Origin of the sequence: Streptomyces sp. NBC_00271 (assembly GCF_036178845.1) — a bacterium.
Classification (GTDB): Bacteria; Actinomycetota; Actinomycetes; order Streptomycetales; family Streptomycetaceae; genus Streptomyces.
Genome location: NZ_CP108070.1, coordinates 7532088 through 7556648, shown reverse-complemented (window position 1 = coordinate 7556648; position 24561 = coordinate 7532088). Strand labels below are relative to the sequence as shown.

The 24561-nt window shown below is 71.6% G+C and carries 19 protein-coding genes; 5 read left to right on the top strand and 14 right to left on the bottom strand.

Going from position 1 to position 24561, the window contains the following annotated elements; translation table 11 throughout:
• Positions 1–316: 316 nt before the first annotated feature.
• Positions 317–1432, bottom strand: a complete 1116-nt coding sequence (locus OG798_RS34450) for an SDR family oxidoreductase (RefSeq protein WP_095852695.1) — start codon at positions 1430–1432, stop codon at positions 317–319.
• Between the two features lie 191 nt (positions 1433–1623).
• Here OG798_RS34450 and OG798_RS34445 point away from each other — a divergent pair, with 191 nt between their 5' ends.
• Positions 1624–3054: a zinc-dependent metalloprotease gene (locus OG798_RS34445; RefSeq protein ID WP_328758209.1), complete on the top strand. Its 1431-nt coding sequence runs from the start codon at positions 1624–1626 to the stop codon at positions 3052–3054.
• Complete coding sequence (locus tag OG798_RS34440; protein ID WP_121415065.1) at positions 3051–3578, top strand: NUDIX hydrolase; 528 nt, start codon at positions 3051–3053, stop codon at positions 3576–3578. Before OG798_RS34445 ends, OG798_RS34440 begins: the two co-directional genes overlap by 4 nt.
• A gap of 128 nt (positions 3579–3706) precedes the next feature.
• Here the strand turns inward: OG798_RS34440 and OG798_RS34435 are convergent, their stop codons facing one another.
• The 4 genes from OG798_RS34435 to OG798_RS34420 form a co-directional block, all read right to left on the bottom strand.
• Positions 3707–4462, bottom strand: a complete 756-nt coding sequence (locus OG798_RS34435) for an AIM24 family protein (protein ID WP_095852698.1) — start codon at positions 4460–4462, stop codon at positions 3707–3709.
• A gap of 16 nt (positions 4463–4478) precedes the next feature.
• Complete coding sequence (locus OG798_RS34430) at positions 4479–5159, bottom strand: AIM24 family protein (protein ID WP_054228171.1); 681 nt, start codon at positions 5157–5159, stop codon at positions 4479–4481.
• An 11-nt stretch (positions 5160–5170) separates the two neighbouring features.
• Complete coding sequence (locus OG798_RS34425; protein ID WP_121415066.1) at positions 5171–6832, bottom strand: TerD family protein; 1662 nt, start codon at positions 6830–6832, stop codon at positions 5171–5173.
• 137 nt (positions 6833–6969) lie between these two features.
• A complete protein-coding gene (locus OG798_RS34420) occupies positions 6970–7566 on the bottom strand; it encodes a M48 metallopeptidase family protein (protein ID WP_075028823.1) in 597 nt (198 codons plus the stop codon).
• Positions 7567–7783: 217 nt separating this feature from the next.
• Here OG798_RS34420 and OG798_RS34415 point away from each other — a divergent pair, with 217 nt between their 5' ends.
• Both OG798_RS34415 and OG798_RS34410 read left to right on the top strand, forming a co-directional pair.
• On the top strand, positions 7784–8965 hold the full coding sequence (locus tag OG798_RS34415; protein WP_267062775.1) for a TOMM precursor leader peptide-binding protein: 1182 nt from the start codon (positions 7784–7786) through the stop codon (positions 8963–8965).
• A complete protein-coding gene (locus OG798_RS34410) occupies positions 8958–10334 on the top strand; it encodes an ABC1 kinase family protein (RefSeq protein WP_095852701.1) in 1377 nt (458 codons plus the stop codon). The genes OG798_RS34415 and OG798_RS34410 overlap by 8 nt, the downstream gene beginning before the upstream one ends.
• Before the next feature lie 40 nt (positions 10335–10374).
• Here OG798_RS34410 and OG798_RS34405 read toward each other — a convergent pair whose 3' ends face one another.
• The 5 genes from OG798_RS34405 to OG798_RS34385 all read right to left on the bottom strand — a co-directional run bounded on the left by OG798_RS34405 (position 10375) and on the right by OG798_RS34385 (position 14265).
• Positions 10375–10599, bottom strand: a complete 225-nt coding sequence (locus tag OG798_RS34405; RefSeq protein ID WP_120985371.1) for a hypothetical protein — start codon at positions 10597–10599, stop codon at positions 10375–10377.
• A 118-nt stretch (positions 10600–10717) separates the two neighbouring features.
• Positions 10718–11041 (bottom strand): hypothetical protein, encoded by a 324-nt coding sequence (locus OG798_RS34400; RefSeq protein ID WP_054228177.1) that lies wholly within the window; start codon positions 11039–11041, stop codon positions 10718–10720.
• Complete coding sequence (locus OG798_RS34395) at positions 11038–11406, bottom strand: WhiB family transcriptional regulator (RefSeq protein WP_095852703.1); 369 nt, start codon at positions 11404–11406, stop codon at positions 11038–11040. Before OG798_RS34395 ends, OG798_RS34400 begins: the two co-directional genes overlap by 4 nt.
• 175 nt (positions 11407–11581) lie before the next feature.
• Positions 11582–11905, bottom strand: a complete 324-nt coding sequence (locus OG798_RS34390) for a hypothetical protein (RefSeq protein WP_179436441.1) — start codon at positions 11903–11905, stop codon at positions 11582–11584.
• 164 nt (positions 11906–12069) lie between these two features.
• Positions 12070–14265 carry an ATP-dependent DNA helicase UvrD2 gene (locus OG798_RS34385; RefSeq protein ID WP_328758207.1) on the bottom strand — a complete coding sequence of 732 codons (2196 nt, stop codon included), beginning with the start codon at positions 14263–14265 and terminating at the stop codon, positions 12070–12072.
• Positions 14266–14491: 226 nt separating this feature from the next.
• Between OG798_RS34385 and OG798_RS34380 the strand changes: the two genes are divergently transcribed.
• Entirely contained in the window at positions 14492–14734 is a 243-nt protein-coding gene (locus OG798_RS34380; RefSeq protein ID WP_054228181.1) for a mycoredoxin, read from the top strand.
• Between the two features lie 129 nt (positions 14735–14863).
• Here the strand turns inward: OG798_RS34380 and nudC are convergent, their stop codons facing one another.
• From nudC to OG798_RS34360, 4 genes are all read right to left on the bottom strand, one after another.
• A complete protein-coding gene (nudC, locus tag OG798_RS34375; protein WP_179436442.1) occupies positions 14864–15814 on the bottom strand; it encodes an NAD(+) diphosphatase in 951 nt (316 codons plus the stop codon).
• A 119-nt stretch (positions 15815–15933) separates the two neighbouring features.
• Positions 15934–17346, bottom strand: a complete 1413-nt coding sequence (locus OG798_RS34370) for a dipeptidase (protein ID WP_328758206.1) — start codon at positions 17344–17346, stop codon at positions 15934–15936.
• A gap of 10 nt (positions 17347–17356) precedes the next feature.
• Positions 17357–20947, bottom strand: coding sequence for an ATP-dependent DNA helicase (locus OG798_RS34365; protein WP_328758205.1), 3591 nt, complete (start codon positions 20945–20947; stop codon positions 17357–17359).
• 123 nt (positions 20948–21070) lie between these two features.
• A complete protein-coding gene (locus tag OG798_RS34360; RefSeq protein ID WP_328758204.1) occupies positions 21071–24466 on the bottom strand; it encodes an ATP-dependent helicase in 3396 nt (1131 codons plus the stop codon).
• Positions 24467–24561: the final 95 nt, after the last annotated feature.

The window sequence follows — 24561 nt, the reverse complement described above, 5'->3', positions numbered from 1 at the left end:
CGCCGTTCACCCCGCACACACGCGTGACCCTTTGGAGCCTCCTACAGGGGCAACAAGCCCGCACCCCACCCCGGCCACCATTCGACAACGAGCCCGTTCAGTCCGCCACCGGGGTCGGGGCAAAGCCCCACCAGGGGTTCACCGGGGTGCAGGGGCGGAGCCCCGCCAGGGGTCCGGGGGCGGAGCCTCCGGGGATGATGGGGGTCCCCCCTGCTCGAGCGAAGCCGAGAGCTTGGGGGAGGGTAGGGGCGGCGGGGGCGGAACACCGGGCCCCAGCCACGACGCACCCGCACCCGCACCCACCCCCCCCCAAGACTCAGATCCGCCGCCGAGCCTTCCGAGCCCGCCGAACCAACGCGGCCGTACCCAGAAGAGCAACCGTCGCCCCCGCAGCCCCCGCCGCCGTCGCATCTTTCCGCCCCAGCCGCCGCCCAGCCACGGTGTGCCGCCCGGCAACCTCCTCCAGCAGCTCCGCGAGAACCTCCTCGTTGGTCCACTGCGGCCGCCACCCGGCGTCATGCATCCGGCTCCCACTCACCACCCAGGGATACATCGTGTACGCCAGATCCCCGGCGGGCGAAGGAGTGAGCCCAATCCGGTGAAGTCGCGCGGCAGCCCCCAGCGCGACGGCGGACGGCAACTCCATCCGCCGAATCCCGCTGAGCTCCTCGACCTCCTCCTGCTCCAGCCACCCGTCGCACCCGACGGCCAGCTCCCCCTCCACCTTCTCCAGGACGGCGTACTCCAGAGCACTGCACAGATCCTCGACGTGGCAGAACTGCCAGGCAGGCCGTGACCCCGCCACCACAAGGAGTCGAGGAGACTCGAAGTACCTGGTCAGCGCGGTGTCGGTGCCACCACCGACCAGGACCCCCGGCCGTACGACGGTGACATTGAGCCCCGGATGCGCGCGCGGCGCCCGCCGGGCGAGCCGCTCGATCTCCAGCAGGTCCCCGACCCCCGTGGCCTCGGCGGTCGCCCGCAGTTCGGCGTCTTCGGAGAGGGGCAGTTCGTTGTCGGGCAGCGCCCCGTAGACCATCGCGGAGGTGCACAGCACGACCCGGTGCACCCCGACCGCGGCGGCAGCCGTCAGCACGGTCTGCGTCCCCCGGACGTTGTACGCCGTGCGCGCCGCCGCGTCCGTCTCCAGGTCGAGGTCGAGCGCGAGATGCACCACGACATCCGCGCCGCGCAGCTTCTCGGCGATCGCCGGGTCCCGCACGTCGAGGATCTGCCACTGGGCGCCCTCGCACTCGCCGCGACGCTCGTCGATGGCGATGACCTGCTTGATCTCCTCGCTGGCGGCGAGCCGCTCGGTCAGCATCGCGCCCACGCCGGACGCGGCGCCGGTGACCGCGACGACGGGCCCGCGCAAGGGCGAGCTGGTTGAGTGGTTTCGCGCTGCGCGAACCTGTGGATCTGGGGAACTCACCGGGCGTCTCCAGCGGTTGTCTTCAGTAACGGACGCGCGTGACGCGGCCGTACCAGGTGGCATCCATCCTGCCGCAGGCCAAGAGTCGGCGAAGCACCGAGGCCCGATCGGGCTCGGGTGTCTACGCTGGGTGGTGTTGTCGGGCAGTCGCCGTCGGAACGAACCGGCGGCCTTACCAGCCGAGGAATCCCGTGAGTGACACCCCATTCGGATTCGGCCTTCCGCCGGAGGAGCCGGAGAACGGCGACGAGGGCAAGAAGAAGGACCAGCAGAGCGGCGGTGGACAGGGACCGTTCGGTTTCGGGCCGCCCGGAGCCGGCGGCCCCGGCGCCGACAATCCGCTCGCAGCGATGTTCGGTTCCATGAACCCCAACGATCTGGGGGCCGCGTTCCAGCAGCTGGGCCAGATGCTCTCGTACGAGGGCGGTCCGGTGAATTGGGACATGGCCAAGCAGATCGCCCGCCAGACGGTCTCCCAGGGCACTTCTGACGGCACCAAGGACGCGAGCGTCGGTCCCGCCGAGCGCACCGCGGTGCAGGATGCCGTACGCCTGGCCGACCTGTGGCTGGACGACGCGACGTCCCTGCCGTCCGGCGCCGCCTCCGCCGTGGCCTGGAGCCGCGCGGAGTGGGTCGAGGCGACCCTGCCGGTGTGGAAGGAGCTCGTCGACCCGGTCGCCGAGCGCGTCGGCGCGGCCATGGGCGATGTCCTGCCGGAGGAGATGCAGGCCATGGCGGGCCCGCTCATCGGCATGATGCGCTCCATGGGCGGCGCCATGTTCGGTACGCAGATCGGGCAGGCCGTCGGCGTGCTCGCGGGCGAGGTCGTCGGCTCCACCGACATCGGCCTGCCGCTCGGCCCGGCCGGCAAGGCCGCGCTGCTGCCGCTGAACATCGCGTCGTTCGGCAAGGACCTGGGCATCCCCCTGGAGGAGGTGCGGCTCTACCTCGCCCTGCGCGAGGCCGCCCACCAGCGTCTCTTCTCGCACGTGCCGTGGCTGCGCTCGCACCTGTTCGGCGCGGTCGAGGGCTACGCGCGCGGGATCAAGGTCGACACGGCCAAGCTGGAGGACGTGGTCGGCCAGCTCGACCCGCAGAACCCCGAGCAGCTGCAGGACGCCCTCCAGCAGGGCATGTTCCAGCCGGAGGACACGCCGGAGCAGAAGGCCGCGCTGGCCCGTCTGGAGACGGCGCTCGCGCTCGTGGAGGGCTGGGTGGACGCGGTCGTGCACGCGGCCGCGAAGCCGCGTCTTTCCTCCGCGGACGCGCTGCGCGAGACCCTTCGCCGCCGTCGCGCCACGGGCGGTCCGGCCGAGCAGACGTTCGCCACACTGATCGGTCTGGAGCTGCGCCCGCGCCGGCTGCGGGACGCCTCGCGCCTGTGGGCCTCGCTCACCGACGCGCGCGGTGTCGACGGCCGCGACGGTCTGTGGGCCCACCCGGACATGCTGCCGACCGCGTCCGACCTCGACGACCCGGACGGCTTCGTGCACCGTGAGCAGCTGGACTTCTCCGAGCTCGACAAGATGCTCGGCGAGGCGGCGAGCGGCTCTGCTGAGAAGACGAACCTGAAGAAGGACGACGCTCCCGCGGACGACGACAAGGGCGACGACACCGAGTGACCCTTCACGACGACGCCGTCCTCGTACTGAAGCAGTACGAGGACCAGGAAGAGCTGCGCCAGGTCTATCTGGACCATCTGTCCGAGCATCCCGACGGCATGTGGAAGGCCTGCACGGCGGGGCACATCACGGCCAGCGCCCTGGTCATCGACCCGGTGGGCGGCCGCGTCCTGCTGACGCTGCACCGGAAGCTGCAGATGTGGCTGCAGATGGGCGGCCACTGCGAACCGGGCGATCCGACGCTGGCGGCGGCCGCGCTGCGCGAGGCGACCGAGGAGTCGGGCATCGAGGGTCTGGTCCTGCTGCCGGGCGGCCCCGTGACCCTGGACCGGCACGCCATCCCGGCGCCGTGCAACTGGCACCTGGACGTCCAGTACGCCGCGCTCGCCCCGGCCGAGGCCGTGGCGGCGATCAGCGACGAGTCCCTGGACCTGCGCTGGTTCCCCTACGAGGAGGTCGCGGACGTGGCGGACGCCTCGGTCGTACGGCTCCTGGAAGCAACCCGCGCACGGCTCGCGGCCTGAGGCACGTGTAAGGGGCGACCGCCGCGGCGGTCGCCCCTTACGTTCGTTTCCCGGACCGTCGCCTGGTCGACTGACCGCCGGTCGATCAGCCGACCTTGGGTACGGCCGATCGAGCGACCATCGGCCGGTCAGCTCCAGGCGTTGCCCTGGTTCTGCGCCCGAGCCCCCTGCTGCCCCATGCCGTACTGGGCGCGCAGCCCCTGGCCGATCGCCGCGTTCTGCGGCGGCAGCAGCTCACTGGGCTGGACGAGCGCGAAGCCCTGGCCCAGGAAGCTGAGCTCCCAGCCCTCACCGGTGTTGCCCCGCCGCCGCCACACCCCGGAGGAGTGCGTCTGGGCCTGCATCTGGACACGCAGGCCGGTGGACCAGGCGACGATCGCGTCGGCGTCACAGTTGACGTACTTGTCCGGCGTGACGTGCATCATCAGCGGCATGCCCGAGGTCATCAGGGCGACCTTGCCACGGCCGGTGATGTTGAGCTGGTACTTGCCGGAGCCGGAGATGCCGTACTGGCTGTCCACGGCGATGACCTCGTGGTGCAGCGAGGAATCCATCGCCAGGACGTAGCTGCTGTCGACGGTCAGCCCGTCCTGCTCCACGTCGACCACGTGCACGTGTTGGGCGAGATTGGCGAGATAGACCGTCCCCTGCCCGTGGCACCGCATGAGGTCGAGGCCTTCACCGGTGTACGCGCGTGCGCGGTGCTGGCTGTTGTTCTGGTACTCGGCGTCGAACTCCACGAGCCCCTGGTAGGCGACCATGGTGCCCTTGCGCGCCAGGATGTCGTCGTGCCCCTCCATGACGACTCGCAGCATCTGCGAGTTCTGGAGGCTGTAGCGCTCCTGGGTCTGCTGCTCGTTGTAGCCGAAAAGCGGGCTCTGCATGATGTGGTGCTCCCCCTCAGCCCCGGATCCGGAGGCGGTCGGTGCTGTCCTCGCTGGGCTGGACGACGACGATGCCCTGTCCGGAGAACGCCATCTGGTACGCCTCGCCGCTGCCGCGTCCGATCAGCGACTGCGCCTTGAAGCTGCGCTTGCCCTTCACCTTGAGGTTCGGGGACCAGGCGACGAGCGCGTCCGGGTCGACGTACGTCTCGTCCTCACCGCCGCCGCAGTCGACCACGATCGGCTTGCCGCGCGAGGTCAGTGCGACCCAGCCCTGGCCGGAGATCTTGGTGTTCCACAGGCCCTGTCCGGCGAACTTGGCGAGCCCCTTCACCCGCTCGACGCCCCACTGGAGGTGGGCGTCGAAGGCGAGCAGGTTGGTGGCGTTGACGGAGATCGCGTCCCCGTTGAGGTTGATGACGACGACGTTCGCCCCGTAGTCGGCCAGGTAGAGCAGGCCGTCGCCGGTGCACTTCATGAGGGGCGCGCCCTCACCGGTCATCCAGTCCCGCGCGATCTGGCGTACGGCGGGCGGGTTGGGCTCGTACTGGACGAACCCTTCGTAGGCGACCATCGAGCCCACGCGCGCGAAGAGGTCGTTTCCGGTCTGCATGGCGACCTTGAGCATGTGGTTGCCGTGGTTCTCCATGCGGGCGGTGACAGGTGCCGGGGCGAAGCCCGCGAGTGGCTGGTTCATGACGGGCTCCCTCAGACCTCGTACGGCTGGACGACGATGAAATTGCCGGGCGCGCCGCGGAACTGGAGGTTCACGCTCTCCCCGGTGTCGCCGGGGTAGGCGTTGCGGCGCATCCGCACCTGGCTGGAGACGATCACCTGGGAGGCCGCGGACCAGGCGACGACGGCGTTGCAGTCGGCGAAGGTCGTCGGCGTCACGGGCAGCACCACGGGAGCGCCGTGCGTCTTCACGACGATCGTTCCGGTCCCCTGGAACTGCATGGTGAACAGCGCCCCTCCGGGGATGCCGTGCCCCTCGATACGCCGGACCTCGTACTGGAGGGACTCGTCGAAGGCGAGCACGCTCTCCGCGGAGACACAGATCGCGTCGCCCTGGAGTTCGATGGGATGCACGTGGGTGGCGTTCTCGGCGAGGAAGACCTGCCCCTGGCCGGTACAGCGCATGAGCTGCATCTCCTGGCCGGTCGCGTTGCCCACGATCCGCCCGGCGAAGCCGGCGCCCTTGTAGCTGAAGTCGACCTTGCCCTGGTAGAGCACCATGCTGCCCTGGCGGGCCAGCACGGGCTGGCCGCCGATACCGAGGTCGACGCGGATGAGCTTCTTGTTCTGCTGGGTCCACCGCTGACCGGTGGGCGTCTCCTTGTAGGCCCCCAGCGCGGCGGCCACACCGGCACCGCCCTGCGGGGCGCCCTGGGGAACGCCGTACGGGGACGGCGCGCCGGGCTGACCCGGCGCCTGGCCCGGAACCTGGCCGTACGGCGGCTGCTGGCCGTAGCCCGGAGGCGCCGTCGGGGCCTGCTGCCCGTAGCCGGGGGGTGCGGGCGGCGCCTGCTGGCCGTAACCGGGCGGCATGGGAGCCGTCTGACCGGGAGGCTGCTGTCCGTAGCCCGGCGGCGGACCGGGCGGACCGGGCGGCTGGATGTACGGAGCGGGGCCCGGCGGCGGCACGGTGCCACCCGGCGGAGTGTGCAGCGGGGCGATGATGGTCGGCGCGGCGTGCACCGAAGGCGCGGCGGGCGTCGGCGTGAACCCCTGAGCGGCGGGCGCCGGAGCCGGGGCGCCGAACGCGGGGGGTGCGGTGGCCTGGGCAGGCGGAGCGAAGGACGGCGCGGCAGTGGCCTGCGGTTCCTGCGCGGCGGGCTGCTCGTCGGCGACCTCACCACCGAAGTTCTTGAGCAGCGCGTCGAGGCCGCCGTCGAAGCCCTGCCCCACGGCGGCGAACCGCCAGACGTCCTTCAGGTAGAAGTCGCCCAGCATCACGGCACGCTCGGTGGAGAACTCCGCGCCACTGAACGAGTACCGGGCCACCTCCTCGCCGCCCGCGACAACACGGAGGTATCCGGGGGCGATCTGCGACATCTGTCCGGCGCCGTCGATCGTCGCCGTGAACGACAGCTTCTGGATCTGCGCCGGGATCCGGTCGAGCGTGACGCGGAAGGACTCCGTGTCACCCGACTGGGCGCCGAGGAGCTGGATGGATTCTTCGGGGGTCTTCGGCTGGTTGAAGAAGACGAAGTACCGGTCGTCCGAAAGCCTTTCGTCGGCGTCCAGACCGAAGCAGCTGATGTCGAAGGTCAGTCCGGGACCGGTGATCTGCACACCTACGTACAGATCCGTGCCCGCGGTGAGGTCACTGATCCTGGCCTTGTGGCCGCGTTGGAATTCCCTGGCCATGCGTAACGACCGTCCCCCATCCCGAGTGCGATTGCGTCGCGTCAGGCTAACGGGAAACTCTGGGAGTGAACGCCGCCGGTACAGACCCGGTACACAATCACCCCCGGGCTGGAACGGTCCGCCGCCGCCCGCGCCCGCTACTCGTCGCTCGCCACGGGCAGATGCGGCAGCCGTTCGGCCGCGACCACCCCTTCGAGATAGCCGCGGGCACGCTCCGTACGCGGATACGCCTCCAGCAGCCGCCAGAAGCGGGGGCCGTGACCGGGCACCAGAAGGTGGGCGAGTTCGTGGACGAGGACGTAGTCGACGACATACTCGGGCATGCCCTGCAGGCGATGCGAAAGACGGATACTGCCCTCGGCCGGGGTGCAGGACCCCCAGCGCGTGTTCTGATTGGTGACCCAGCGGACCGAGGCGGGGCGGGCCCGGCCGTCGAAGTACTGCTCCGACAGCCGCGCGGCGCGCTCGGTCAGCTCGGCGTCGCCGAGCACCCGTTTGCTCTCCTGGGCGGCCAGCTTGTCGAGCATGACGGTGACCCAGCGCTGCTCCTCCGCCTCGGACATACGGGCGGGGATGAGCACGACGGTGCGATCGCCCTCGCGGTACGCGGAGACCGTTCTGCGCCGGCGCGCGCTCCTGCGAACCTCGATCGCGCTCGCCCCCGAGCCGCTTGGTGGCGGACTCGTCGTGCTGCGCTGTGGCTTTCCGGCGCGGTGCAGTGGGTCGGCGGGCACGCCCCGACGTTACCCGCTGCACATGGGGGAAGTCCCGCCCCCCGGACGGTTCGATGCCGATCCGCACCCCGTGCGCTTGATTTATACGACGAACACCACCGCCTGTGGACAACTTTCGGCACGGTTCGGCCGGGCGGGGCATGCTGGCATTCGATCGGCGGGCCCGGGACGGACCCCGCCGACACACGGGGATGCTCTACGGGTTCGGGGGTCGGTCATGCATCCGATGGTGAAGCCCGCGCTGCGGCGCGGCTGGCGGGATCTCAACACCGTGCAGTTCGGGATGGCACCCGCCCACGCGATGGTGCTGGGCCCGGTGGACACGGCGACAGGCAGCTTTCTCGACCTGCTCAACGGAACACGCGGGCTGCCGCTCCTTCGCGACCTGGGTCGCGCGATGGGCCTGCCCGACGGTCATGTCGACGCGCTGGTGGAGCGGCTGGCCCGCTCGGGTCTGCTGGACGACGCGACGGGCGGCGGCCGGGCCGCGGACGCCCTGCGCGAGAAGAAGGCGGTCCTGGACCGGCTCCGCCCCGACCTCGCGTCCCTGTCCCTCGTCGCCCGCGCGCCGGGCGACGCCCTGAAGCATCTGGCCGCCCGCCGCTCCCTGCGGGTGCAGGTGAGGGGCGCCGGCCGGGTGGGAGTCGTCCTGGCCTCCCTCCTGGCCGGCGCCGGCGTCGGCCAGGTCGAGGTGCGCGACATCGGCAGCGTCGAACCCTGGGACGTGGCACCGGGCGGACTGCCCTCGGCGTCCATCGGCGAGCGCCGGGAGGAAGCCGCCCGGCGCGCGGTGCGCCGAGCGGCACCGGATCGGCCACCACGGCCCGCTGCCGACGGCGAGGAGCTCGGTCTCTCCCTGGTGATCCTCGCGCCCCGGGACGGCCTGGCGGTGCACGCCCCCGATCCCGCCGTCGCCGAGCCCCTGATCACCTCCGGCACACCCCATCTCTACGCGGGGGTCGTGGAGGGAACGGGTGTCGTCGGCCCCTTGGTGCTGCCCGGCGACACCGGCTGCGCGGGCTGCCTGGACCAGCAGCGCATCGACCGGGACCCGACCTGGCCACGCCTGATCGCCCAGTGGCGCTCCGGCGCCTCGCACCAGGTCCCGGCATGCGACCTCGCGCTGGCGACCGGGGTCGCCGGACTCGCAGCGGGACACGCCCTCGCCTTCCTCGACGGACTGCTTCCCTCCAGCGCCGGGGCACGCTGGGAGTCCTCCGTGCCGGGCTTCGACTGGCATGCGAAGCCGGTGTGGTCGCATCCCGCATGCCCGTGCGGCGCGGCGGAGAAAAGTAAGAAGGGGGAGCGCGCCGCCGAGGACGGGCAGCCGCACGAGACAATGGCGGGGCAACAGCCGCACGCGGCACGGCTGTCTGGGACTTGGAGGGCGCATGTCTGATCTTCCCCGGAAGGCAGTCACCCGAACTGCCAAACTCGCCGCACTACCGCTCGGCTTCGCCGGGCGTGCGACCTGGGGGCTGGGCAAGAGGATCGGCGGGAAGTCCGCGGAGATCGTCGGCCGCGAGCTGCAGCAGCGCACGGCGGAGCAGCTCTTCAAGGTCCTCGGCGAGCTGAAGGGGGGTGCCATGAAGTTCGGGCAAGCCCTGTCCGTCTTCGAGTCGGCACTGCCCGAGGAGGTCGCGGGACCCTATCGCGCGGCGCTGACGAAGCTCCAGGAGGCGGCGCCGCCGATGCCGACGCGCACGGTGCACTCCGTTCTGCGGGAGCGCCTCGGCGAGGACTGGTCCGAGCTGTTCCAGAAGTTCGAGGACAAGCCGTCCGCGGCGGCCTCGATCGGCCAGGTGCACCGGGCGGTGTGGCACGACGGACGCGAGGTCGCCGTCAAGGTGCAGTACCCGGGGGCGGGCGAGGCCCTGCTGTCCGATCTGACCCAGCTCAGCCGATTCGCCAGGCTCCTGGGTCCCCTGATCCCCGGCATGGACATCAAGCCGCTCATCGCGGAGCTGCGCGACCGGGTGTCCGAGGAGCTCGACTACGCGCTGGAGGCAGAGGCCCAGGAGACGCATGCCACGGAGTTCGCGGGCGATCCGGACGTGCTCGTCCCGGCGGTGGTCCACCAGTGCGACCAGGTCCTGGTGACCGAGTGGATCGACGGAATACCGCTGTCGGAGGTGATCGCCGAGGGCACCCAGGAGCAGCGGGACCGTGCGGGCCAGCTGCTGGCCCGGTTCCTCTTCTCGGGTCCCGCCCGCACCGGACTGCTGCACGCCGATCCGCACCCGGGCAACTTCCGTCTCCTGCCGGACGAGAAGAGCGGCTGGCGGCTGGGCGTCCTAGACTTCGGCACGGTCGACCGTCTTCCCGGCGGTCTGCCCTCGACGATCGGTTACTCCCTCCGGATGACTCTCGAGGGCGAGGCCGAAGCGGTCTACGAACTGCTGCGTGAGGAGGGCTTCGTCAAGGAGTCCATAGAGCTCGAACCCGACGCGGTCCTGGACTATCTCCTGCCGATCATCGAACCGGCCCAGGTCGACGAGTTCACGTTCACCCGCGGCTGGATGCGCAGTCAGGCCGCCCGCATCGCCGACCCCCGTTCCCCCGCGCACCAGTTGGGCAGGCTCCTCAACCTGCCACCGTCGTATCTCCTGATACACCGTGTGACTTTGAGCACCATCGGAGTCCTGTGCCAGCTGGGCGCGACGGTGCGGCTGCGCGACGAACTGGAGGAGTGGCTGCCGGGTTTCGTACCGGGAGAGGACCCGACGGAGGAGCTGCTGGACGAGGAGGGATCAGCGGCCGGAGCATGACTCGGGCCGCCTTCGGCCGGCGGGCTCGCCCGGGCGTGGCCTACCACCAGGCCGAGTCCAGCCGTCCCTCGATCGCCCTGAGGTTGCTGCGGGCGCAGTTGTCGCAGAAGTAGTGGCGGCTGCCGTTTTCCATGGAGCAGGTCCACGTCAGCGGAGGGCCGTCGGCCGGGGTGCCGCAGCGGGCGCACACGATGTGTCGGGCCTCGGCCGTGTCGGGCCGCGGCATGGAGCCGGTGTTGTCACTGTCCCCGGGAAGACTCGTCACTCGGCGACGATAGCGCCGTGGTCGGCGGTTCGCCCGGCACAACGCACCGCGGGGGCCGGTCCGTTCGGACCGACCCCCGCGAGGAGTTGCCTACTGGTACTGCAGCGACTGCCTTCGGCTAGTGCATGACCGCCATGGCCAGCGCGCGCCGGGCGCGCATGGAGGCGCGCTCGGCCCGACGCTGCATCCGACGGGCGGAGGCCAGGCGCACGGCCAGGCGTTCCCGCTCGGCCTCGTGCAGTCGCTCGTGCATATGCGCACGAGCCAGGGCTTCTGGGATGAGTTGCATCTCGCGGGTCCTGTTCTGACGCGAGTCGTTCGCGCCGGTGGTGGTGAAGTCTGGGATGGCGGAGCCTGCGGGCTCGCTGGTGGACGGCTTCATCGGGGCCTGTTTCTTGGGGTCGTGCGTCAGGGGGCGATCGATCGTTCCTACGGTGTTCATGCCGCAACCGGGTTCTTGCGCGGGCGGCCACGCGGCCGCTTGCGGGCCACGACAACACCCTGGACGAAGAGCTCGCCGCCCCAGACACCCCAGGGCTCGCGCCGCTCCTTGGCGCCGGCGAGGCAGGCCTCGATCAGCGGGCAGGTACGGCAGAGGGACTTGGCGTACTCGACGTCGGCCGGCGACTCGGCGAAGAAGACCTCCGGGTCGTAGGAGCGGCAGGGGACGGGTACGCCGAGGTTCTCGATGGCGTCGTCGAGCGCGGTGAGCGCAGTGAGCGGGATCAAGGTGGGGTCCTCCGTGAGGCCGGGCGGGGGGATCGTTTCGGAAGGCGGTACGGACGGGGCGTGCGCTTCGAGTTGCACGGTTGGTCTTCCTCGTCTGGTCGTGCCGGCCGGGTTGGCCGGTTGGCGGCTGGTACCGGGTTCTTTTCTTGTCCCGAGGCCCCTTCGCTCTGCCGTCCCCGGTCGGGGACAAACAGAAGGGCCGCGGATCCCGGGTGGGGTTCCGCGGCCCTGAAGGCGCCGGCCTGATCGAAGATCAGGCTGGATCACTCCAGGGTTCAGGCCCACGGAAGGCCCACATCGTGTGGTGCTGCTTCGTCTGCTTCAGGGATCCGGCACCGGCTGCCGCAAAGGCATAGGCCTGGGCCTCTGCCACTACTGCCGCTTCCAGTGCCTTCATCGGTCGCTCATTGCGCTCACGGATGGGAAGAACCGCGAGAGACAGAGGGGAGGCCGGCCGGACGGCAGCGATGCCGGACAGACCGGTGCCCAGGTTCGAGACGCCGAGCAGGCACGGGGAGACGACCGAGCGATCGGTCATTTTGGCGGTGCTGATGGAGCTGATGTTGATGCTGATCACTGGAATCGCCTCCTCTCGGCGTCTTGGGGGACTGGGGTGAGCCAGTCCGACGGCTATTAAGTACAGCACGGAACCAGGGCCTCGGAGAAGGCCGCTGCTGCCGTGGTTAAGAACCTATGGGGATTGCTGGGGCATGCGCAAACTATTTTTTCGACGAGTTTGCATCAGTCACCCTCGCCGCCCCCCGCAGGCTCTTGACCAGCACAGATGGCCAGAACATCGGCCCCGAACCGGTTGAACTTGCGCACGCCGACCCCGGGGATCCGCGCCAACTCGCCCTCGTCGTCCGGCGCGGCCTCGGCGATCGCCATGAGGGTCTTGTCGGTGAAGACGCAGAACGCGGGCTGCCCACTGCGCTGCGCCTGTACCGCCCGCCACTCCCGCAGCCGCTCGTAGAGGCCTTCGTCCATGTCGGAGGGGCAGTCCTCACAACGCATCAGTTTCATCTCGCCGGCGTCGGTCAGCGTGCGCCCGCAGACCCGGCAGCGGGCCGGGGTCCGGCTCGTCCGCCGTACGACCGCGCCTCCGCTGCTTCCGATGCCGCGCTCGATGCCTCCTGGACCGCCGCCGGCGCTGCGGTCCGCGGTGGCGACGGAGCCCGGGCGCAGCCCGTCGAGGAAGCGGCTGGGCCGGCGGTTGGGTCTGCCGCCGGGTGAGCGGGACAGGGCCCAGGAGACGAGGAGGTGTTCTCTGGCGCGGGTGACTCCGACGTAGAGGAGTCGGCGTTCTTCCTCGATCTGCTCGTCGGTCTTTGCGTAGGTGATCGGCATCATGCCCTCCGCGACGCCGACCAGGAAGACGACGTCCCACTCCAGTCCCTTGGCGGAGTGCAGAGAGGCCAGGGTGACGCCCTGGACGGTCGGGGCGTGCTGGGCGCTCGCGCGCTCGTCGAGCTCGGCCACCAGGTCACCGAGGGTGGCGCCGTGTTTGGCGGCGGCGAAGTCCTGGGCGAGATGGACGAGGGCGGCCAGTGACTCCCAGCGCTCTCTGACGGCCCCGGATCCGGCCGGGGGTTGACTGGTCCAGCCCTCGCCGGAGAGCACCGCTCGGACCTGGGAGGGCAGGTCGACGGCGTCGTCGAGGAGGGAGTCGTTGGCGCCGAAGCGGGCGGCCGCGCGCAGGGCGGCGCCTGCTTTGCGCACCTCAGGGCGGTCGAAGAACCGCTCGGCGCCGCGCAGCTGGTAGGGCACTCCGGCGTCGGCGAGGGCCTGTTCGTAGATCTCGGACTGGGAGTTGGTGCGGAAGAGGATGGCGATCTCGCCCGCGGGGATGCCGGAGGCGACGAGATCGCGGATGCGGCGGGCGGCGCCCTCGGCCTCGGCGGGTTCGTCCGTGTATTCGGCGTAGACGGGCTCGGGGCCCGGGGCACGCTGGGAGATCAGTTCCAGGCGGTGGTCGGCGGCCCGGCCGCGGGCTTGGGAGAGCAGGCCGTTGGCGAGGCGCACCACTTGGGGTGAGGAGCGGTAGTCGCGGACGAGCTTGACGACGGTGGCCCCGGGGTGGCGGGTGCGGAAGTCGAGCAGGTGGTCGGGAGTTGCACCGGTGAACGAATAGATCGTCTGGCTGGCGTCGCCGACGACGCAGAGGCTGTCGCGCTCGCCGAGCCACAGTTCCAGGAGGCGCTGCTGGAGGGGGCTGACGTCCTGGTACTCGTCGACCACGAAGTGCTGGTACTGGGAGCGGACCTGCTCGGCGATGTCGTGACGGTCCTGGAGGATCGCGACGGTCAGCAGCAGGACGTCCTCGAAGTCGATGACGGCGCGGTCGCGCTTGAGGTCCTCGTACGTGGCGTAGAGCTGGGCGATCTCGGCCGGGTCGCGGGGTGAGACACGTCCGGTCTTGGCCGCGGCGGCCGCGTAGTCGGCGGGGACGGTCTGGGTGACCTTGGACCATTCGATCTCGGCCGTGACGTCGCGCAGCTCGCCCCGGTCGAGGCGGATGCGGCAGGCGGACGCCGCGTCGGCGACGAGCTGGATCTTGCGGTCGATGAGCCGGGGCAGGCCGCCGCCGACCGCTTTCGGCCAGAAGTACTGAAGTTGGCGCAGCGCGGCGGAGTGGAACGTACGCGCCTGGACACCACCGGCGCCGAGCTGGCGGAGCCGGCCGCGCATCTCGCCCGCTGCCCTGTTGGTGAAGGTGACGGCGAGCACGCTGGAGGGCTGGAGGATCCCGGCACGCACCCCGTAGGCGATGCGGTGGGTGATCGCTCGTGTCTTGCCCGTGCCGGCGCCTGCCAGCACGCACACCGGACCGTGCAGGGCGGTGGCGACCTCGCGCTGCTCGGGGTCGAGCCCGTCGAGCACCGCGTCGGCCGTGTCCGGTGCCTGCGGGAAGAGGGTGGAGTGCGTTGCTGCTGTCACCCCGCCATGCTGCCAGGTCGGCGGGGACGCATGAGCCGGTTGTCCACAGGGAGGCACTTGTAGTCGTACTAATGCGGCAGGCGCTGGGCGTGCTCTTGCTCACCCGTCTGCCGCGAGGTGCACTCGTGTACCGGGCCGGGGTACCCGGGCGCGGGAATGGTGGCCCGCTCGCGTACGTTCCACCTCTGCGACAACGCACCCCCAGCAGCAAAGGAGCGCGAGACACATGCCGGGCACTGTGACGATGTACAGCACCACGTGGTGCGGCTACTGCACGCGACTGAAGGGCCAGATGGACCGCGCGGGCATCGCGTACAACGAGATCAACATCGAGCAGGACCCGGAGTCCGCGGCCTTCGTGGAGAAGGCGAATGGCGGAAACCAGACGGTTCCGACCGTGCTGTTCGCGGACGGCTCGACGCTCACCAACCCTTCGCTGGCGCAGGTCAAGCAGAAGATCGGCGCGTAAGCGGCTCACCATCGGTGCGCCCCCGGCGGTTGCCGCGGGCAGCAACAGGGGCGGTCCTTGAGTCTGACTCAAGGACCGCCCCCGTTGTGTGACTTGCGCCACTCGCGCGAGTGGTGTGGTGCGAGTCGGTCAGGCGGCTACCGCTCCCGGGCGGGGCAGGGGCTTGCCGTACCAGAGTTCGATCAGGCGGGCGGCGATGGAGATGCCGAACGGAGGCAGTACCTCGCCGGACTCGAAGGCGGTGCGCAGGTCCTCGCGGGAGAACCAGCGGGCCTCGTGGATCTCCTCGCCGTCGACGTTGATCTCGGACGAGGTGGCGCGGGCCATGAAGCCGAGCATGAGGCTGGAGGGGAACGGCCAGGGCTGGCTGGCGACGTACTCGACCTCGCCGACCGTGACGCCCGCCTCCTCGAAGACCTCGCGGCGCACGGACTGCTCGATGGACTCGCCGGGTTCGACGAAGCCGGCGAGCGTGGAGAAGCGGCCTTCGGGCCAGTGCACCTGGCGGCCGAGCAGGATGCGGTCCTCGTCGTCCGTCACCGCCATGATCACGGCCGGGTCGGTGCGCGGGTAGTGCTCGGCGCCGCAGGCGGGGCAGCGGCGGATGTGCCCGGCCGCCGCGATCACGGTGCGCTCGCCGCAGCGTGAGCAGAAGCGGTGCAGCCGCTGCCAGTTCTCCAGGGCGACGGCGTGCACCATCAGACCCGCGTCGCGGGGTGAGAGCAGGAGTCCCGCCTCGCGCAGGCCCGCCGATCGGGCGGACTGGTCGATGCGGCCGGGCAGTGCGTCCTTCTGGAGTGCGAAATAGCTCACACCGTCGTCGTCCGTGCCGAGGAAGTAGCGGTGCGCCTCGGTGAGCGGGGCCTCGAAGGAGGGGGTCATGACGAGTTCGGTGGTGCCGTCCGCCGTCTCGTCGATGAGCACCTGACCGCCGGAGACCACGAAGACGCGGGTGGTGGGGTGGCTCCAGGCCGCCGCGAGCCAGGCCTCGTCGAGCCGGTGGTGGGCGGCCCGGTCGATGCCGCTCGGGGCGGTGAGCGAGATGGGACGGTCGGCGGTTCGGTCGGTCCAGGTGGTCACGGGTGCTTCCAACTCCCCCGGTGGAACGGTTATTTCGGCGGGCGGTTCAGCAGGGCGGGTGCGAAGGGCGCTGTTCGGGGTGGGGACGGACTTTTCAGGAGGGGTGGAGACGGGCTCTTTCAGTGTGCCTCGCGCCAGTTCTCGGCCAGGTCGCCCCACAGGTAGGCGCTGGTTTCGACGCCCTTCATGAGGAGGTCGAGTTCGACCTTCTCGTTGGGGGCGTGCCAGCCGTCGGAGGGGACGGAGATGCCCAGGAAGAGCACGGGGGCGCCGAGGACTTCCTGGAGGTCGGCCGCGGGTCCCGAACCACCCTCGCGGGTGAAACGGATCGGCTGCTCGAAGGCGCGGCCCATGGCGCGTACGACGGACTGCAGGGCGGGGTGGTCCAGCGGTGTGAGGCAGGGGCGGGTGGCGGCGCCGAACGTGATCTCGTGCCGGATGCCGGCGGGCAGCCGGTCGGCGGCCCAGGCGCGGACTGCCTTCTCGATGTGGTCCGGGTCCTGGCCCGCCACCAGCCGGAACGAGAGTTTCACGGTGGCCGAGGACGGGATGATCGTCTTGCTGCCGGGGCCTTGGTAGCCGCCGCCGATGCCGTTGACCTCGGCGGTGGGGCGGGCCCAGATGCGCTCCAGGGTGGTGTGTCCGGCCTCTCCGTAGGTGGCCGTCGACTTGGCCGTGCTCAGCCAGCGCTCCTCGTCGAAGGGCAGTTCGGCGAAGAGCTCACGCTCGCGTTCGGTGAGTTCGGTGATGCCTTCGTAGAAGCCGGGGACGGCTACGCGCGCGTGCTCGTCGTGGAGGGCCGCGACAAGGCGGGCGGCGGCGGTGGCCGGGTTGGGCACGGCACCGCCGAAGGAGCCGGAGTGGATGTCCTGCCGCGGCCCGTACAGCTCGATCTCGCACTCGGCGAGGCCGCGCATGCCGGTGCACACGGTGGGGGTGTCCTCGGACCACATGCCGGTGTCGGAGACGATCACCGCGTCGGCGGAGAGCCGGTCGGCATGGCTTTCGACGAGGTCGCGGAAGTGCGGGGAGCCGGACTCCTCCTCGCCCTCGATCAGGAGCTTGAGGTTCACGGCCGGTGCGCCGCGCCCGGTGGAGGCGAGATGGGCGCGGACGCCGAGTGTGTGGAAGAACACTTGGCCCTTGTCGTCGGCGGCACCGCGCGCGTGGAGGCGGTTTCCGCGGATCACCGGTTCGAAGGGGTCGGTGTCCCAGCCGTCCTCGCGGGCCGCGGGCTGCACGTCGTGGTGTCCGTAGACGAGAACCGTGGGAGCCCCGGGGTCCTCGGCGGGCCACTCGGCGAAGACGGCGGGGGCGCCCTCGGTCGCCCAGACCTCGGTGGTCGGGAAGCCGGTCTCCTGCAACTTGGCGGCGAGCCAGTCGGCGCTGCGTGCCACGTCCGCGGCGTGGTCGGGCTGGGCCGACACCGAAGGGATGCGCAGCCACTCCGCGAGGTCGTCGAGGAAGGCCGTGCGGTGGTTCTGGATGTATGTGCGGACGGTGCTGACGGCGTTGTCAACGGGCTTGCTCATGCTCACGAGCCTATCCGCCCACAGAGGCGTGTTCGTCCGGCGGATCCCCGGCAGACGCTTCCTGTGGGTCCGCCGGGTCCTGTGTGAGCAGTCGTTCCAGTGCCGCGCGGTCCGGGAGCTCGTCCGGGTGGACCACCTCACCGCTGCGGACGTACAGGAACGCGGCCTTGACGGACTCCAGGGGCACGCCTTGCTGTTCGGCCCAGGCGAGGCGGTACAGGGCGAGCTGGAGGGGGTCGGCGGTGCCAGCGCGGCTGGTCTTCCAGTCGACGATCTCGTACGTCGTGCCGGCGTCGTCCTGCGCCCGGTAGACGGCGTCGATCCGGCCCCGTACGACGCGTCCCGCGATGGCGAGCTGGAACGGTGCCTCGACGCGGTAAGGGGTGCGGTACGCGTAGGGAGTGCGTTCGAAGGCGTCCTTGAGCTCCTCCAGATCGCGTTCGTCGGCGATCTCGGCGTCGCTGCCGGGGAGGTCCTCCGGTTCCAGCATCGGCAGCCGCAGCTCTTCGAAGCGGGACTCCAGCCAGGCGTGGAAGCGTGTTCCGCGGCGCGCGGCGGGCTGTGGGGGGCGTGGCATGGGGCGCGCGAGCTCCTGCGCGAAGCCGTCCGGGTCGGCGGCCAGGCGCATGAGCTGCGTCACGGTGAGCGAGGCCGGCAGGGGGACGTCGGTGACGCCGGCGCGGGCGCGCAGGAGCTCTCCGGTCAGGGCATCGAGGTCGCGGTCCCAGGAGGCGAGGGTGCGGGCCTCCTCCGGGGTGAGGTGCGCGGGTTCCTGAGGGTGCGGTTTCGCGGGCTGCTGTTTCGCGGGGTGCGGGCGCGCCTCCGGAGCCGGTGCCTGGTGCGGGACCGTCGGGCGGCCCTGCGCGGGTCGCGTCGGCCGGTCCTCGGGGCGGTCGGTCGACCAGGAGTCCCAGTCGGAGTCGTCCCCGTCGGGGAAGGCGTCGTCGGGGAGGTCGTCGTCCCCGTAGGGCATGTCGTCGTACGCGGGGCCGTCGTCCTCGGGCGGGGGTGGCCAGTCCGGATCGTCGTACGAGGTGGGGTCGTGGTCGGCCGCGTGCCGGGCTCCCTCCGCCCCGGGGTGGGGCTCTTCGTGGGACGCCACACGCTCCAGGTGGGCGAGCACGGTCTCGGCGGCGGCGCGGCGCCGGGCCAGTGCCGCGTCGTCGAGCGGGAGTGGCCACGCGTGGTCGGCGGCCGCCTCGCGCAGGGCGGGGTTCTCCTCGTCCTCGGCGGGCTCCTCGGCCCAGACCTCGATCTCGCCGTGTCCCGCGGCACAGTGCTCGTAGAGGGCGTCGAGGAAGTCCGAGGGGCCGCGCGGCTTCTTCTGGGAGGGGCCCCACCAGTGGCCGGAACCGAGCAGGAGCGAGCGGGGGCGGGTGAAGGTGACGTAGCCGAGGCGGAGCTCTTCGGTGTGCTGGTGGTCCTTCATGGCCTCGTGGAAGGCCTTGATGCCCTTGGCGTCCCAGGTCGCGATCTCGGGGAGCGTGTCGGCGTCGCCGCGCAGTTCGTGCGGCAGGACCTTGCCCTGGGCGGTCCACTTCTCGCGGCCCTGGGCGCTGGGAAAGGTGCCGGTGACGAGTCCGGGGACCGCGACGACGTCCCATTCCAGGCCCTTGGACTTGTGCGCGGTGAGCACCTTGACGGTGTTCTCGCCGCCGGGCAGGGCGTTGTCGAGGCCCTTCTCGTACTGGGCGGCGGTGCGCAGGAAGCCGAGGAAGGCCAGCAGCGTGGCCTCGCCGTCGCCGGCGGCGAAGGACGCGGCGACGTCGAGGAAGTTCGACAGGGTCTCTCGGCGGCGGGCGGCCAGCGCGTGCGGGGACGCGGAGAGCTCGACCTCGAGGCCGGTGACGGCGAGCACCCGGTGCAGGACGTCCATCAGAGGGTCGGCGAGCGAGCGGCGCAGGTCGCGCAGCTCGGCGGCGAGCCGCGCGAACCGCACCCGCGCGTCCGGCGAGAAGGGCAGCCCGTCGTCGTCCCCTTCGGCCTCGATGGGCATCTCCAGGAACGTGTCGAGAGCGTCGGCGAGCGAGATCACCTCGGCCGGGTCGACCCCCTCCACGGCCGCGGCGAGCCGGCGGTCCGGGTCCTCGTCGGCGCCCACACGCGCGTGGGACACGAGCAGGCGGGCGCGCCGTCCCAAGAGGGCGAGGTCGCGCGGGCCGATCCGCCAGCGGGGGCCGGTGAGCAGGCGGACCAGGGAGGCGTTCGCCCCGGGGTCCTGGAGGACTTCGCAGACGGCGACGAGGTCGGCGACCTCGGGCAGGTGCAGCAGCCCGGAGAGGCCCACCACCTCGACCGGGATGTCCCGGGCGACGAGCGCGCCCTGGATCTCGGCGAAGTCGCCCGCCGTACGGCACAGTACGGCGATCTCGCCGGGCGCCTTTCCGGTGCGTACCAGGTGGGCGATCGAATCGGCGAGCCAGTCGATCTCCTCGGCGTGGGTGCGCAGCAGCGCGCAGCGGACCTGGCCGTCATGCTCGGCTCCTGGGGCCGGGCGCAGGGCCTCCACGCCCGCGTGCATGGCGCGCAGGGGCTCCGCGAGGCCGTTGGCGAGGTCGAGGAGGCGGCCGCCGCTGCGACGGTTCTCGCTGAGCGCCTGGCGGGCCGCGGGGCGGCCGTCGGCGTGTGCGAAGTGTTCGGGGAAGTCGTCGAGGTTGGCGACGGAGGCGCCGCGCCAGCCGTAGATGGCCTGGCAGGGGTCGCCGACCGCGGTCACGGGGTGGCCGGTGCCGCCGCCGAAGAGTCCGGCGAGCAGGATGCGCTGGGCCACCGAGGTGTCCTGGTACTCGTCCAGCAGCACCACCCGGAACTCGTCGCGGAGGATCTCCCCGACCTCGGGGCGGGTGCGGGCCAGAGTGGCCGAGAGGGCGATCTGGTCGCCGAAGTCGAGGAGGTCGCGCTCACGCTTGGCCGACCGGTAGCGGCCCACCAGCTCGGCCAGTTCACGCCGGGCAGCGGCCGCCTCGGGGACCTTCCGCAGGTCGGCGTTGGTGAGTTTGGCGCCCTCCAGGGAGCGCAGCAGCTCGGCGTCGTAGGCGCGCAGGTCCTCGGGCCGTACGAGGTGTTCGGCGAGCTCGGAGTCGAGGGTGAGGAGGTCGCCGACGAGGTCCGGGAAGGAGCGGGTCAGCGCCGGGTACGGTCCCGGGGCCTCGCGCAGTACGCGGGCGGCGAGCTGGTAGCGGGTGGCGTCGGCGAGCAGGCGGGAGCTCGGTTCGAGTCCGATGCGCAGGCCGTGGTCGGTCAGCAGGCGGCCCGCGAAGGCGTGGTAGGTGGAGATCACCGGCTCGCCCGGCGGGTTGTCGGGGTCGATCACGTCCGGGTCGGTGACTCCGGCCTTGATCAGCGCCTTGCGGACGCGCTCGGCGAGTTCGCCCGCCGCCTTGTTGGTGAACGTGAGACCGAGGACCTGCTCGGGGGCGACCTGTCCGGTGCCGACGAGCCACACCACGCGTGCCGCCATCACCGTGGTCTTGCCCGATCCGGCTCCGGCCACGATCACCTGCGGGGCGGGCGGTGCGGTGATGCAGACCGTCTGCTCCGGGGTGAACGGGATGCCGAGGAGCTCCTTGAGCTGCTCGGGGTCGGTGATACGGGCGGGCATGTCGGAGAGGCTAGCGGCGCCCACTGACAGCGGAGGCCACATCGGCTGCCGGGACGGAAGAAGTGCTGGTCAACACCTGTGGTGCCGTACGTCACTCGCTGACGTGACCTCGACCTGCGCCCCTCACTCGACCACGTGGCGTCCCTCGGGCCGAGCGCTGCACGATGCCCGGAAAGCGCAGTGTGTGCAGTGTTGTCCCGTGGTCGGTGAGAACCGTTCGTCGAGGACCTTCCCGGCCGCGGTGGCCAGCAGGTCGCCGACCCACTCGCCCTCGAGGGGCTCCTGGGCCTGCACCTTGGGGAGGGTCTCGCCACCGTTCTTCTTGGCGGCGCCCTGGCGCAGCTGGACGAGTTCCGCGCCGCCCGGCTCGGGGCGTACGCCGTCGAAGGTGTCGTCGACGGCCCCCTCGCGGACGGCGAGCTGGTAGACGGCGAGCTGCGGGTGGTGCGCCACCTCCGCGGCGCTGGGCGCGTGTTTGCCGGTCTTGAAGTCGACCACGTAGGCGCGGCCCTCGGTGTCCGTCTCGACGCGGTCCATGGAGCCCCGGATGCGCACCTCGTAGTCGCCCGCCTCCAGGGTCACGTCGAAGTCGTGCTCACTGGCCACCGGCACACGTCCCGCACGGACGCCGTTGGAGTCGACGTGCCACTTCAGGAAGCGTTCGAGCGCCACGCGCGCGTGCTCCTTCTCCTGCGCGGACTTCCAGGGCGCGTCGAAGGCGAGCGCGTTCCACACGGAGTCCAGACGTTCCATGAGGACGGCGAGGTCGGCGGGGGTGCGTCCGGAGGCGACCTCGTCGGCCAGGACGTGCACCACGTTGCCGAAGCCCTGGGCGGCGGTCGCGGGCGCGTCGGCCTTGACCTCGCGGCCCAGGAACCACTGCAGGGCGCAGGTGTTGGCGAGCTGGTCGAGGGCGCTTCCGGAGAGCACGACGGGCTGGTCGCGGTCGCGCAGCGGCACCTTGCTCTCGGTCGGCTCGTACATGCCCCACCAGCGGTAGGGGTGCGCGGACGGCACGAGGGGGCGGCCGTCCTCGTCGCCGAGGGCGGCGAGCTTGGCCAGGCGGTGGGCCGCGGCCTGCCGGAGGGTGTCCGAGACCCGCGGGTCGACCGTGGTGGCGCGCAGTTCGGCGACCAGGGCGGCGACGGACAGCGGGCGGCGGGGGCGGCCGGTGACGTCCCTGGGTTCGACGCCGAGTTCGGTGAGGAAGCGGGAGGGCTGGTCGCCGTCGTCGGCGGGGGCCTTCACGGCGGTGACGATCAGGCGTTCACGCGCGCGTGTGGCGGCCACGTAGAACAGACGGCGCTCTTCGGAGAGGAGCGCTCCGGGGGTGAGGGGTTCGGCGAGGCCGTCGCGTCCGATGCGGTCGGCCTCCAGCAGGGAGCCGCGGCGGCGCAGGTCCGGCCACAGGCCCTCCTGGACGCCCGCGACGACGACGAGGCGCCACTCCAGGCCCTTGGAGCGGTGCGCGGTCATCAGGCGTACGGCGGCCGGGCGCACCGCCCTGCGGGTGAGCGTGTCGGCGGCGATGTCCTGGGCCTCGATCTCCTCCAGGAAGTTGAGGGCGCCGCGCCCGCCCGTGCGTTCCTCGGCGCGGGCCGCGGTCGCGAACAGCGCGCAGACGGCGTCGAGGTCACGGTCGGCGTTGCGTCCGGCCGCGCCACCGCGTCGGGCGGCCCGCTCCAGGCGCTGCGGCCACGGTGTTCCCTCCCAGAGGTCCCAGAGCGCCTCCTCGGCCGTCCCGCCGCCCGCCAGGCGCTCCCGCGCCTTGCGCAGCAACGCGCCGAGGCGCTGGGCTCCCCGGGCGTACGCCGGGTCGTGCGCGACGAGCCGCTCCGGCTCGGCCAGCGCGCGGGTGAGCAGTTCGTCGGAGGGTTGCGGTACGTGGTTGCCCGCGGCGCGCTCCTCCTCGCGCAGCGCGCGCCCCAGACGCCGCAGATCGGCCGCGTCCATGCTCGCGAGGGGCGAGGCGAGCAGGGTGAGGGCGGTTTCGGTGTCGAGCCAGGGATCGGCTTGCGCGTCGGCATCCTCGGGCACGTCGATGTCTTCGGGTGCGTCGGCATCCTCGGGCACGTCGGCGTCTTCAGGTACGTCGCTGTCGCCGCTGGAGCGTGCGGCCGTACCCGACTCCGCGCGCGCCACCGCCCGCAGTGCCGTCAGCAAGGGCGTGACCGCCGGTTCGTGCCGCAGCGGCAGGTCGTCGCCGTCGATGTCGAGCGGCACGCCCGCCGCGGTGAGCGCCCGCCTGATCGTCGGGATCGTGCGGGAGCCGGCGCGCACCAGGACGGCCATGTCGCCCCAGGGGACGCCGTCCTCCAGATGGGCGCGGCGCAGGATGTCCGCGATGTTGTCCAGCTCCGTGCCCGCCGTCGGGTACGTGTAGACCTCGACGTCGCCGCCGTCCCGTACCGGAGACAGCTGGCGGTGGGCGCGTACCTTCTCTGCCGGAAGGCGGGTCAGCGGCATGCGCTGGGTGATCAGACGGGTGGCGGTGAGCAGGGCGGCGCCGGAGCGGCGGGAGGTGCGCAACACCTCGACCTGCGCGGGGTGGCCGTCCGCGCGCGGGAAGGCGTCGGGGAAGTCCAGGATGCCGTTCACGTCCGCGCCCCGGAAGGCGTAGATCGACTGGTCGGGGTCACCGAAGGCGACCAGGTTGCGGCCGCCGCCGGCGAGGGCGTGCAGCAGCCGGACCTGCGCGGGATCGGTGTCCTGGTACTCGTCCACGTAGACGGCGTCGTACTGCGCGGCGAGGTGCTCGGCGACGCCCGGACGCCCGGCGAGCAGCACCGCGCGGTGGACGAGTTCCGCGTAGTCGAGCACTCCTTGGAGGTCGAGAACGTCCAGGTACTCGGCGAGGAAGGCGGCTGCCGCGCCCCAGTCGGGGCGGCCGATGCGCCGGGCGAAGGCGGTCAGGGCGTCGGGGCTCAGGCCCAGTTCGCGGCTGCGCGCCAGTACCGCGCGGACCTCGTCGGCGAAGCCGCGCGTGGTCAGGCAGGCGCGCAGCTCGTCCGGCCAGCGGACATGGGCGAGGCCGAGCCGCTCCAGGTCGGGCTGGCCCGCGAGCAGCTCGCGCACCGCCACGTCCTGTTCGGGTCCGGACAGCAGCCGCAGGGGTTCCACGAACAGGTCGCTGTCCTGGTGGGCGCGGACCAGGGCGTAGCAGAACGAGTGGAAGGTGGTCGCCCGGGGAGCGCGAGCGGCCCCTATGCGCAGCGCCATGCGGTCGCGCAGCTCGACGGCCGCCTTGCGGCTGAACGTCAGCACCAGGATGCGTTCCGGGTCGCCGCCCCGCGCGATCCGCGCCGCGACGGACTCGACGAGCGTGGTCGTCTTGCCGGTGCCGGGGCCGGCCAGCACGAGCAGCGGTCCCGTGTCATGGTCAACCACCGCGCGCTGCTCTGCGTCCAGACGAGGGGGCCCCACTCGGACCGGCGCGGTACGTACCAGTCGGTACGCGCCGCGGGTCCCCTGCCGCACCTGGGGGTGCGACAGGCGCCTGGTGGAAGAAGAGGAGCTCACGTGGTTCGCCGGTCCTGGAGGTCGTGCTGGTGGGAAGAGCGCCGCGCGTTCAGGGCGGTGGCCGCGGGGTGAGGGGGATGCGTGCCGTCGACGCT

Bases quoted from the DNA above. Each gene is read 5' to 3' on its own strand.
- OG798_RS34370 (WP_328758206.1), bottom strand. From the start codon at position 17,346: ATGAGCAAGCCCGTTGACAACGCCGTCAGCACCGTCCGCACATACATC.
- OG798_RS34430 (WP_054228171.1), bottom strand. From the start codon at position 5,159: ATGAACCAGCCACTCGCGGGCTTCGCCCCGGCACCTGTCACCGCCCGC.
- OG798_RS34415 (WP_267062775.1), top strand. From the start codon at position 7,784: ATGCATCCGATGGTGAAGCCCGCGCTGCGGCGCGGCTGGCGGGATCTC.
- OG798_RS34435 (WP_095852698.1), bottom strand. From the start codon at position 4,462: ATGCAGAGCCCGCTTTTCGGCTACAACGAGCAGCAGACCCAGGAGCGC.
- OG798_RS34380 (WP_054228181.1), top strand. From the start codon at position 14,492: ATGCCGGGCACTGTGACGATGTACAGCACCACGTGGTGCGGCTACTGC.
- OG798_RS34410 (WP_095852701.1), top strand. From the start codon at position 8,958: ATGTCTGATCTTCCCCGGAAGGCAGTCACCCGAACTGCCAAACTCGCC.
- OG798_RS34425 (WP_121415066.1), bottom strand. From the start codon at position 6,832: ATGGCCAGGGAATTCCAACGCGGCCACAAGGCCAGGATCAGTGACCTC.
- OG798_RS34365 (WP_328758205.1), bottom strand. From the start codon at position 20,947: ATGCCCGCCCGTATCACCGACCCCGAGCAGCTCAAGGAGCTCCTCGGC.
- OG798_RS34400 (WP_054228177.1), bottom strand. From the start codon at position 11,041: ATGAACACCGTAGGAACGATCGATCGCCCCCTGACGCACGACCCCAAG.